This window comes from Pseudomonadota bacterium, assembly GCA_030860485.1.
GTDB lineage: Bacteria > Pseudomonadota > Gammaproteobacteria > JACCXJ01 > JACCXJ01 > JACCXJ01.
On the sequence record JALZID010000082.1, the window covers coordinates 1 to 10,091 of the forward strand.

Annotated in this window: 9 protein-coding genes and 1 pseudogene; 4 read left to right on the forward strand and 6 right to left on the reverse strand. The window is 64.2% G+C overall.

Features of this window, described 5'->3' with window-relative positions; all coding sequences use genetic code 11:
• Positions 1–388 precede the first annotated feature (388 nt).
• The 3 genes from leuD to M3461_04805 are packed head-to-tail and all read right to left on the reverse strand — an operon-like array spanning position 389 to position 3,431.
• Positions 389–1,030, reverse strand: a complete 642-nt coding sequence (gene leuD, locus M3461_04795; protein ID MDQ3773716.1) for a 3-isopropylmalate dehydratase small subunit — start codon at positions 1,028–1,030, stop codon at positions 389–391.
• A gap of 6 nt (positions 1,031–1,036) precedes the next feature.
• Positions 1,037–2,431 carry a 3-isopropylmalate dehydratase large subunit gene (gene leuC / locus M3461_04800; protein ID MDQ3773717.1) on the reverse strand — a complete coding sequence of 465 codons (1,395 nt, stop codon included), beginning with the start codon at positions 2,429–2,431 and terminating at the stop codon, positions 1,037–1,039.
• A 4-nt stretch (positions 2,432–2,435) separates the two neighbouring features.
• Positions 2,436–3,431, reverse strand: a complete 996-nt coding sequence (locus tag M3461_04805) for a YhdH/YhfP family quinone oxidoreductase (protein ID MDQ3773718.1) — start codon at positions 3,429–3,431, stop codon at positions 2,436–2,438.
• Between the two features lie 107 nt (positions 3,432–3,538).
• Here M3461_04805 and M3461_04810 point away from each other — a divergent pair, with 107 nt between their 5' ends.
• The gene (locus tag M3461_04810; protein ID MDQ3773719.1) at positions 3,539–4,033 is read left to right on the forward strand and encodes a sel1 repeat family protein; all 495 of its coding nucleotides are present in this window, start codon (positions 3,539–3,541) and stop codon (positions 4,031–4,033) included.
• Positions 4,034–4,391: 358 nt separating this feature from the next.
• Here M3461_04810 and M3461_04815 read toward each other — a convergent pair whose 3' ends face one another.
• A complete protein-coding gene (locus M3461_04815) occupies positions 4,392–4,532 on the reverse strand; it encodes a hypothetical protein (protein MDQ3773720.1) in 141 nt (46 codons plus the stop codon).
• Between the two features lie 199 nt (positions 4,533–4,731).
• Entirely contained in the window at positions 4,732–6,036 is a 1,305-nt protein-coding gene (gene aceA / locus M3461_04820; protein MDQ3773721.1) for an isocitrate lyase, read from the reverse strand.
• 459 nt (positions 6,037–6,495) lie between these two features.
• On the opposite strand from aceA, the gene clpS reads away from it, so the two are divergent.
• The 3 genes and pseudogenes from clpS to M3461_04835 all read left to right on the forward strand — a co-directional run bounded on the left by clpS (position 6,496) and on the right by M3461_04835 (position 9,691).
• Positions 6,496–6,813, forward strand: coding sequence for an ATP-dependent Clp protease adapter ClpS (gene clpS / locus M3461_04825; GenBank protein MDQ3773722.1), 318 nt, complete (start codon positions 6,496–6,498; stop codon positions 6,811–6,813).
• Between the two features lie 11 nt (positions 6,814–6,824).
• Positions 6,825–9,086 (forward strand): ATP-dependent Clp protease ATP-binding subunit ClpA, encoded by a 2,262-nt coding sequence (clpA, locus tag M3461_04830; GenBank protein MDQ3773723.1) that lies wholly within the window; start codon positions 6,825–6,827, stop codon positions 9,084–9,086.
• Between the two features lie 482 nt (positions 9,087–9,568).
• Positions 9,569–9,691 (forward strand): annotated as a pseudogene (locus M3461_04835) (DNA methyltransferase).
• Positions 9,692–9,776: 85 nt separating this feature from the next.
• Here M3461_04835 and M3461_04840 read toward each other — a convergent pair.
• Positions 9,777–10,091, reverse strand: a 315-nt coding sequence (locus M3461_04840; protein MDQ3773724.1) for an integrase core domain-containing protein, incomplete at its 5' end; no start/stop codon positions are given.

A 10,091-nucleotide genomic window follows, 5' to 3' on the forward strand; every position in this document is an offset into this window, starting at 1 on the left:
GTACATACCGGACTCCTCCTCTTCGTTGAAGTGGTCGTTTCATCTTCCACTCTGGCACATCACGATGCCGTTAGGGAGGGGAGGAGTCCATACCATTACCCTACCCTCCCCCGCTCCGCGCAGGGGAGGGGATCGGAAATCTCTCCCTCCCCTGTCCGCGCGAGAGGTTTGATCGGAAATCTCCCTCCCCTGTCCGCGCGGGAGGTTTGATCGGAAATCTCCCTCCCCTGTCCGCGCTTTTTACGGACGGGGGAGGGTCGGGGCGGGGGTCCGGCCGGCGAATGAGCATGTTTGATTTGATTCCCCTCATCCTGACCTTCTCCCTTGAGGGAGACGGGACTTCCAGATTTGTTGTAGTCGGTCTGTATGACATTGGCCGCGTGAGAAACTATTCGGGAAACAACCAGGCGGCCTCGGCCCGGCGCCGGACCTCGAAACGGCGGATGTCATCCGCCGACTGCATCGTCATGGCGATATCGTCGAGCCCGAGCAGCAGGCGTTGTTTGATCCCGGGGTCGATCTCGAAGCGCAAGAGCTGCCCATCCGGCATCGCCACGGCCTGCCCCGCGAGGTCTATCGTCAACGCATAACCGGGTTTCGACAGCACGTCCGAGAACAGCCGATCCATGATCTCTGCCGGCAACCGGATCGCGAGCAGCCCGTTCTTGCAGCAATTGCTGTAAAAGATCTCGGCGAAGCTCGGGGCGATGACACAGCGGATCCCATAATCGAGCAACGCCCAGACGGCGTGCTCGCGCGACGACCCGCAACCGAAGTTGTCGCATGCCAGAAACACTCGGGCGTCCCGATAACGCGCGTCGTTGAGGACGAAATCGGGATTGACCGGGCGTCTGCTGCAATCCTGACCCGGTTCACCGCGGTCGAGATAGCGCCATTCGTCGAAGAGATTGGGACCGAAACCGGTACGCCCGATCGCCTTCAGGAACTGCTTGGGCATGATGGCGTCGGTATCCACGTTGGCGCGATCGAGCGGCACCACGATGCCGGTGAGGTTCCGGAACGGCTCCATGGCCGATCAGAGCTCGCGCACGTCCACGAAGTGGCCGGCGATGGCCGCGGCCGCCGCCATGGCGGGGCTCACGAGATGGGTCCGGCCACCCTGCCCCTGGCGCCCCTCGAAATTACGGTTGGAGGTCGAGGCGCAGCGCTCCCCGGGCGATAGGCGATCAGGGTTCATGCCGAGACACATGGAACACCCAGGCTCGCGCCATTCGAAACCGGCCTCGATGAACACCCGGTCGAGACCCTCGCGCTCGGCCTCCTGCTTGACGAGCCCCGAGCCCGGCACGACCAGCGCCTGCTTGATATTCGGGGCGAGGCGACGGCCGCGTGCGACTTCGGCCGCCGCGCGCAGATCCTCGATACGCGAGTTGGTGCAGGAGCCGATGAAGACTTTATCGATATGGATCGCCGTGATGGGCAACCCGGCTTCCAGGTCCATGTAGGCCAGAGCGCGCCGCATCCCATCGAGCTTCACAGTATCGCCCTCCGGCGCCGGGACCCGCGCATCGACCGCGACCACCATCTCCGGCGAGGTCCCCCAGGAGACCTGGGGCTTGATCCCCGCGGCCTCGATCTCGACCACCCGATCGAACGACGACCCGGGATCGGAATGCAGGTCCCTCCAGGCCGCCACTGCCTGCTCGAAACGCGGCCCGCGCGGCGCGAATGGCCTCTGGGCTACATAGTCGATGGTCTTGTCATCGACGGCCATGAGCCCGGAGCGGGCGCCCGCCTCGATGGCCATATTGCACACGGTCATACGCCCTTCCATGGACAGCGCCTGGACGGCCTCCCCGGCGAACTCAATCGTATAGCCCGTGCCCCCCGCCGTCCCGATGCGGCCGATGATGTACAGCACCAGGTCCTTGGCGGTAACCGGAGGCGCGAGCCGCCCGTTGACGCGCACCAGCATATTGCGCGATTTCGTCAATTGCAGACACTGGGTCGCGAGCACATGCTCGACCTCCGAGGTGCCGATCCCGAAGGCCAGCGCCGCGAGCGCCCCATGGGTCGAGGTGTGGGAATCGCCGCACACGACGGTCGTCCCCGGCAGCGAGAAGCCCTGCTCCGGACCGATCACGTGGACGATCCCCTGGCGCCGGTCGTGGATCTTGAACTGCGTGATCTCGTTCACGGCGCAGTTGGCATCGAGGGTCTCGAGCTGGAGCCTGGAGACCGGGTCTTCGATGCGTTCCCGGTGGGCGGTCGGGACATTGTGATCCGAGACTGCCAGGTTCGCGGCCCTGCGCCACGGCTTGCGCCCGGCCAGCCTCAACCCCTCGAAGGCCTGGGGCGAGGTCACCTCATGGATCAGATGCCGGTCGATATAGACGAGGGCCAGGCCGTTGTCATATTCCCGCACCACATGGGAGGACCAGAGCTTGTCGTAGAGGGTTTCCGCGGACATCAGCTTACCTGCCGGCGATCTCGACGACGGTCCGGCCCATGACTTCGCCTTTCAGAATCGCCTCGAACACCCGCGGGAGGTCCTCGAGGCCAATCTCGGTGGCGGCGATCGCCTCCAGGTGCCGAGGTCGGAGATCGGTACCGAGCCGCGGCCACAGGAGATGGCGCAGCGCGGTCGGGCAACCCGCCGAGGTGATCCCGAGGAGGCTCACGCCCCGTAAGATAAACGGCATGACGGTGGTGTGGAGGGCGCTGCCCCCGGCCAGCCCGACGCTGCAGATGTTCCCCAAGGATCGGGTGGTGCGCGTCAACCAGGCGAGGATGTCCCCGCCGACGTTATCGATGGCGCCCGCCCATTCGGCCTTCTCCAGCGGCCGCGATCCGAGGTCTATGGCATGGCGATCCAGGATCCGCGCCGCGCCCAGTCGCTCCAGGTACGCGCGGGCGCCGGGTTTGCCGCTCACGGCGACGACCTCGTAACCGAGCCCCGACAGCACGTCCACGGCCAGGCTGCCCACGCCACCGCTCGCGCCGGTCACCACGATGGGCCCCTGGGACGGCGCCTGGCCATTGTCCTCGAGGCGTTTGACGCAGAGAGCGACGGTGAGCCCCGCCGAGCCGAGCGCCATCGCCTCGCGCAGGGTAAGACCCGATGGCACGGGTACGACCCACTCGGCGGGCACCCGCACCCTTTCGGCGTAACCCCCGTCGTGACCGGTACCGAAATCATAGCCGGTCACGAGCACCCGATCGCCGGGGCGAAAGCGCGGGTCTTCGGACGACTCGACCGTCCCCGCGACATCCACCCCCCCGACCAAAGGAAGACGCGTGAGGATCTTCCCGGCACCGGTCGCGCCCAGGGCGTCCTTGTAATTGACGCTCGAGTAGGCCGCATTGATCACGATCTCGCCCGGGGTGAGATCGTCCAAGCCAACCCGTTCCAGCCGCCCGCCGATGGTATCGGCCTCGCGATGGACGCGGAACGCCCTGAAGGTGCTCATCGGGCGAGACGCCGCCGTCCGGCGGCCGGAGCCGCGCGCGGCACGTGGTAATCGGCACGCGGATCGGGGAACATGCCGGCATTGTAACAGACGGAGCCGAGCCGGCCATGATACGACGTCCCTTTCTGGTCCTGGTCCTGGCAGCCCTCCTGCCTGATCCGGCACGCGCGGACTTCACCGAGGCGGTGATGGCCCACGCCCAGGGCCGCTACGATCAGGCCCTCATGATGCTGCGGCCGCTGGCCGAGACCGCCCACCACCCCTATGCCCAGTATTATCTCGGGATCATGTACTTGAACGGCCAGGGGCTGGCACCGGACCCCACGGAGGCGGGACGCTGGCTCACGCGCGCCGCCGAGCAGGGGGTCGCCCAGGCCCAGTACCGCCTCGGCCAGCTATACGCGAAGGGCCAGGGCGTATCGAAGGACTTGGAGATCGCCTATGCCTGGTTCGGCGTCGCGGCCCACCTCGGCAACACCCAGGCCGCGACCGAGAAAAAGACCGCCGCCGGTGCGCTGTCCGGCGATGCGTTGCGCAAGGCCGAATCCCTCTCCACCAACTACATCGATCGTTACGGCAAGCCGCCAGGCGAGCGCAAGTAGTCGATGTAGTCAGCTATAAGAAAGAGGCGAGAACCCTCAGCACGTGTAGGATGCCAGGTGGAAGGGGTGTCGTACCCGAACGTAACGAAACGCAGTTTCGCAACACATCAATCCGCTCGACCAATAACCGATTCCCGCGTCGCTCGGCCAGATTCACCGTGAAAAACCACGTGGCTCCCGGAAGCCAGGAACGGCGGTATTCGCTCATCGATCACTTTCTCTCGCCATGCTCTCTTTCTCTTTTCGCGACCGATGCGGTTCCTTTCGTTCACCGCCTCCTACGCGGGCTACCCCTAATCGGCTACCGTACCATTGAGTTTTGTAGTCCAACATCCGTCAAAACTCGCTCCATCCGATGTCAGGCGGGGATCATTAGCCTTACAAGCGCGGCGAAGATGCCGGTCATCGCCACGACCGAGCCAATAATGAGGCGGGCCATCCATTTGATGAGGCCTGCTTTGAGCTCAGCGATGTCGGTCTTAGTCGCCAACTGATTCAAGTCGTCCCGGCTCAATACGCTGGCGGCCGCTCGTTTAGCCAGATCATCCGGAGCTCCTGCGGCAATGAGCGCTTCGTAGCGCTCTTGGTTGATGGCGGTTATAAATCGTGCTTATGTCCTGGATACCGTCCGGTCGACTGAGCCACCAAACGTGCGGCCCGCCCACCCGCCTTCGCTTCGGCAGGAGGATGTCTGCGGTCTAGTGCGCCGCGCCAGCCGCCTTGCGTCCGTCGAACTGCGCCTCTTCCGTCGATCCGGACAGTGCCGTGATGGAGGAGGTGCCGCCCGTGATGGCCTGGGTCACGGCATCGAAGTAACCGGTGCCGACCTCGCGCTGGTGCTTGGTGGCCGAATAGCCCTGGGCCTCGGCCCGGAACTCGGCCTCCTGCAACTCCACGTAGGCCGACATCTGGCGCGCCGCGTAATCATGCGCCAGGCTGAACATCGAATAATTGAGGGCATGGAATCCGGCCAGGGTGATGAACTGGAACTTGTAGCCCATGGCGCCGAGCTCGCGCTGGAACTTCGCGATCGTGGCGTCATCGAGCTTGTGCTTCCAGTTGAAAGAAGGTGAGCAGTTATAGGCGAAGAGCTGGTTCGGGTACACCTTGCACACGCCCTCGGCGAATGTCCTCGCAAAATCGAGGTCCGGAGTCTGGGTCTCGCACCAGACGAGGTCCGCGTACGGCGCGTAGGCGATGCCGCGGGCGATGGCCTGGTCCAATCCCTTGCGGGCGCAGTAAAAGCCTTCCGCCGTGCGCTCGCCGGTACAGAATTCCCGATCGCGCTCGTCGATGTCCGAGGTGATCAGATTCGCGCTCTCGGCATCAGTGCGCGCCACGATGAGCGTCGGCACGCCCAGGGTGTCGGCCGCGAGCCGCGCCGCGATGAGCTTCTGCACCGCTTCCTGGGTCGGCACCAGCACCTTGCCGCCCATGTGCCCGCACTTCTTCGCCGAAGCCAGTTGATCCTCGAAATGCACGCCCGCGGCGCCCGCCTCGATCATGTGCTTCATGAGCTCGAAGGCATTCAGCACGCCGCCGAAACCGGCCTCCGCATCCGCCAGGATCGGCAGGAACCAATCGATCGCGTGGTTGCCCTCGGCATGCTCGATCTGGTCGGCCCGGGTGAGGGCATTGTTGATCTTGCGCACGACACCAGGCACGCTGTCCACCGGGTAGAGCGATTGATCGGGATACATGGTTCCGGCGCTATTGGCGTCCGCCGCGACCTGCCAGCCGGAGAGATAGATCGCCTTGAGCCCGGCCTTGGCCTGCTGCACGGCCTGGTTGCCGGTGAGGGCGCCGAGCGCGTTGACGAAGGGCTCCGTGTGGATCAGGCCCCACAGCCTCTCGGCGCCGCGTCGGGCCAGGGTATGTTCGATGTGCAGGCTCCCGCGCAGGTTCACGACCTCCGCCGCGCTGTACCCGCGCTCGACATCCTTCCAACGGGGATTGGTCGCCCACTCCTCTTCCAGCTTCTTCACTTCGTTCTCGAACGACATCGCTTCTCTCCCAAAACTCCAAACAGTTGGGCTTCTAGGGCCGGACAGGCCGAAAGCCCGGTCCCGGTGATGGGCTCGTCGAGCCCGCGACGCCGCGTCCTCGATGCTGCGACCCTGAAAGCGCTCCTCACCGAATCCTCGCCGTGGATCGGCAGGGACCCGTGCCCCGGGATCTCCGTAGAGCAATCGATTGTAACCTTACGGCCATCGCCAAGTACACCCACCGGATGGGGGGCGACGGCGAGGGCCACCCGGTTCCGGCCCGCCGCGACCTCGACATCTTACACTGCGACGCAACATTCGACGAGAGTGATGCGATCCGATCGCGCTTGCGCCCCGCCCCCGGCAACGGGATCCCGCGACCGCGTGTACCGAAGCGCTCGCTTGATCTCGCTTGATATGGAATCTGCCGATCCGCTCCGTATAATAGGTGAGACAAGCGGTGTGGACGCCGAAGCGATGTCCGAGAAGACCGAACACGATCACGGTGACGTGGCGCTACGGGAGGCCCGCCCGCGGCTCAGGCGTCCCCCCCTCTACAAGGTGGTCCTGGTCAATGACGATTACACCCCCATGGACTTCGTGGTCCAAGTGCTGGAGCGCTTCTTTGCCAAGAACAGGGAGGATGCCACCCGCATCATGCTCGAGGTCCATATAGCCGGCCGCGGGATCTGCGGGGTGTTCACCCATGAGATCGCCGAGACCAAGACCGCCCAAGTCAATGATTTCGCGCGCGAGCACCGGCATCCCCTGTTATGCACCCTGGAACAGGCCTGAGGCACGCACCCATGCTGAGTAAGGAACTGGAAGTTACACTCAACCGCGCCTTCAAGGAGACGCGGGCGCAGCGCCACGAGTTCATCACCATCGAGCATCTCTTGCTCGCGCTGCTCGACAACGGCGAGGCATCCAAGGTGTTGCGTGCCTGTGGCGCCGATCTCCAACAGTTACGCAAGGATCTGGCGTCCTTCATCCGCGAGACCGCACCGCTTTTGCCGCTCCTCGACAACCGGGACACCCAGCCGACCCTGGGCTTCCAGCGCGTGTTGCAGCGGGCCGTCTTCCATGTGCAGTCCGCCGGCAGGAAAGAGGTCACGGGGGCCAATGTGCTGGTGGCCATCTTCGGCGAGCGCGAGTCCCAGGCGGTCTATCTCCTGAACAAACAGAACGTCACGCGCCTGGACCTCGTGAACTACATCTCCCACGGGATCACAAAGACCGCCGACGGCGAGGACTACGGCGGGGGCCCCGAGGCGGAAGGCGAAAACGGCGGCGAGACCGGCGCCAACCCCCTCCAGGCCTATACGGTCAACCTGAACCGTCAGGCCCAGCTCGGAAAGATCGATCCGCTGATCGGGCGCCGGCAGGAGGTCGAGCGGACCATCCAGATCCTGTGTCGCCGCCGCAAGAACAACCCGCTCTATGTCGGCGAGGCCGGGGTCGGCAAGACCGCCATCGCCGAAGGCCTGGCCAAGATGATCGTCGATGGGGAGGTCCCCGAGGTCCTGGCCCGGAGCACTATCTATGCGCTGGACCTGGGAGCGCTCCTCGCCGGCACCAAGTATCGCGGGGACTTCGAGAAGCGCCTGAAGAGCGTCTTGGCGCACCTGCAGCGCGACCCCGGTGCGATCCTGTTCGTAGACGAGATCCACACCATCATCGGCGCGGGCGCCGCCTCGGGCGGGGTGATGGACGCCTCCAACCTCATCAAACCGGTGCTCGCCTCCGGCGAGCTCAAGTGCATCGGCTCCACTACCTATCAGGAATACCGCGGCATCTTCGAGAAGGACCGGGCGTTGTCACGGCGCTTCCAGAAGATCGACATCAGCGAGCCCTCCGTCGAGGACACCATCAAGATCCTGGCGGGACTCAAGTCCCGATTCGAGCACCATCACCGGGTCAAGTACACCCACCAGTCGCTACGCGCCGCGGCCGAGCTGACGGAGCGTTACTTGAGCGACCGCCATCTGCCCGACAAGGCCATCGACGTCATCGACGAGGTCGGCGCCAGCCAGCAGCTCCTGCCGCCATCGCGCCGGAAAAAGGTCATCGGGGTGGGCGATATCGAGCACATCGTCGCCAAGATCGCCCGCATTCCCCCGAAAAGCGTGTCGGCCTCGGACAAGCACGCGCTCAAGAACATCGCCCGCGACCTCAAGCTCGTGGTGTTCGGCCAGGATCAAGCCATCGAGGGCCTGGCCTCGGCCATCAAGATGTCGCGTTCGGGGCTCGGGGACCACGAGCGGCCCATCGGCTCGTTCCTGTTCGCCGGGCCGACCGGGGTCGGCAAGACCGAGGTCAGCCGCCAGCTCGCGCGCATCATGGGCATCGAGCTGTTGCGCTTCGACATGTCGGAGTATATGGAGCGTCACACCGTGTCGCGCCTCATCGGGGCGCCACCGGGCTATGTGGGCTTCGATCAGGGTGGCCTTCTGACCGAGGCGATCAACAAGCACCCGCATGCCGTCCTGCTCCTCGACGAGATCGAGAAGGCCCATCCCGATGTCTATAACCTCTTGCTCCAGGTCATGGACCACGGGGCCTTGACGGACACCAACGGACGCCAGACCGACTTCCGCAACGTCGTCATCATCATGACCACCAATGCCGGGGCCGATCGGATCAGCCGCGCCTCCATCGGTTTCACCGTCCAGGACCACATGAGCGATGCGAACGAGGCCATCAGACGCATCTTCAGCCCCGAGTTCCGCAATCGCCTGGACGCCATTGTGCCGTTCAATCCCCTGGACGATCGGACCATCGCCCAGGTGGTCGAGAAGTTCCTGGCCGAGTTGGAGGCCCAGCTCGATGCCAAGGATGTCAGTTTAGAGGTTGACGAAAAGGCGCGCGCCTGGCTCGCAGAGCACGGCCATGACCCGCTCATGGGCGCGCGGCCCATGGGCCGCCTGATCCAGGACAAGGTCAAACGCCCGCTCGCCGAAGAGCTCCTGTTCGGCAAGCTCGAAAGCGGTGGGAGTGTCGTCATCACCGTCGAGGGCGAGGATCTGGCCCTGCGGGTGGCGGCGCGCGAGGCCACGGTCGCGGACTGAAGAGGCGGGGGCCCGCCTCGCCCGTCGTTCAGCGCGTTTTCCGCTACGAACGATCGAGCCCGGTCGACGAGTCCCCTTTTTCCTCCGCAGCAATAGCCATCCTGCCCCAAAAAGCGGAGACTTTTCATCAGCGCGTGGACGCCTGGCAAATCCTATTTAAGTACATTGCAGCGTCTACCCGACGGTAGTTGCTACAACCCCGACGGAATCGACGATGAGACGTTCTTCGAGGAATTGGAGCGCTTCCGCGACGAGAACCGCTTCACGCCCCGCGACCCTTTCGCGGATGCATGAACCATGTTCCTGCTGGACACCAATATCCTCACTGAGCGCATCCGTGCCCGCCCATAACCCTCGGTAGTGCGCAAACTCCTTTCCTACGAACCGACGCTGTTGTTCGCTTCCCAAATGACACGCTTTAAGCTGTGTCACGCCGCGGTCAGACACGCCGACGCCGAGAAACTGTGGGCCAACGCATCAACGTGAGCAGCAAGGACAAGGACGGCATCGTTACCCGCGAGAAACTAACCCGACACTCGACCGACTGTGTGGACTACTGGGCCGTGGACTTCGACTACATGAGCCCCAAGGAGATCATTAAGGTGGCGGAAAATTTGGGATTAGACGTAGGGTGGGCTCCCTGCACCGCCGACGATGCCCCAACGCCGGCTTTGGTGCGCACAGCGCACCCTACGGATGTCGAGCAGTGGAGTTCCCCCCGTTCCGTGGACGATTTACGGCTTGGGATTCAAGCCGTGCATTGCGGTGGTTGCGGGTTCGGTGTTGAACATATCCTCCTCTCGTAGTGACGGGTGACAAGTAGGCGATGGACGAGTGCCGGCGATGCGGGTTGTACCAGCCCTCGATGAAGGCGAAGAGGGCCATCTTGGCCTCGGCCTGGGTCTCGAAGCGGCTGCGGTCCAGCAGCTCGCATTCCAGCGTGGCGAAGAAGCTTTCGCACATGGCGTTATCGAAGCAGTCGCCAACCGAACCCATGGAGGGTCG

Excerpts from the sequence above, each read along its gene's own strand:
- M3461_04805 (MDQ3773718.1), bottom strand. The coding sequence starts at position 3,431 with ATGAGCACCTTCAGGGCGTTCCGCGTCCATCGCGAGGCCGATACCATC.
- aceA (MDQ3773721.1), bottom strand. The coding sequence starts at position 6,036 with ATGTCGTTCGAGAACGAAGTGAAGAAGCTGGAAGAGGAGTGGGCGACC.
- clpA (MDQ3773723.1), top strand. The coding sequence starts at position 6,825 with ATGCTGAGTAAGGAACTGGAAGTTACACTCAACCGCGCCTTCAAGGAG.
- M3461_04810 (MDQ3773719.1), top strand. The coding sequence starts at position 3,539 with ATGATACGACGTCCCTTTCTGGTCCTGGTCCTGGCAGCCCTCCTGCCT.
- clpS (MDQ3773722.1), top strand. The coding sequence starts at position 6,496 with ATGTCCGAGAAGACCGAACACGATCACGGTGACGTGGCGCTACGGGAG.
- leuD (MDQ3773716.1), bottom strand. The coding sequence starts at position 1,030 with ATGGAGCCGTTCCGGAACCTCACCGGCATCGTGGTGCCGCTCGATCGC.
- leuC (MDQ3773717.1), bottom strand. The coding sequence starts at position 2,431 with ATGTCCGCGGAAACCCTCTACGACAAGCTCTGGTCCTCCCATGTGGTG.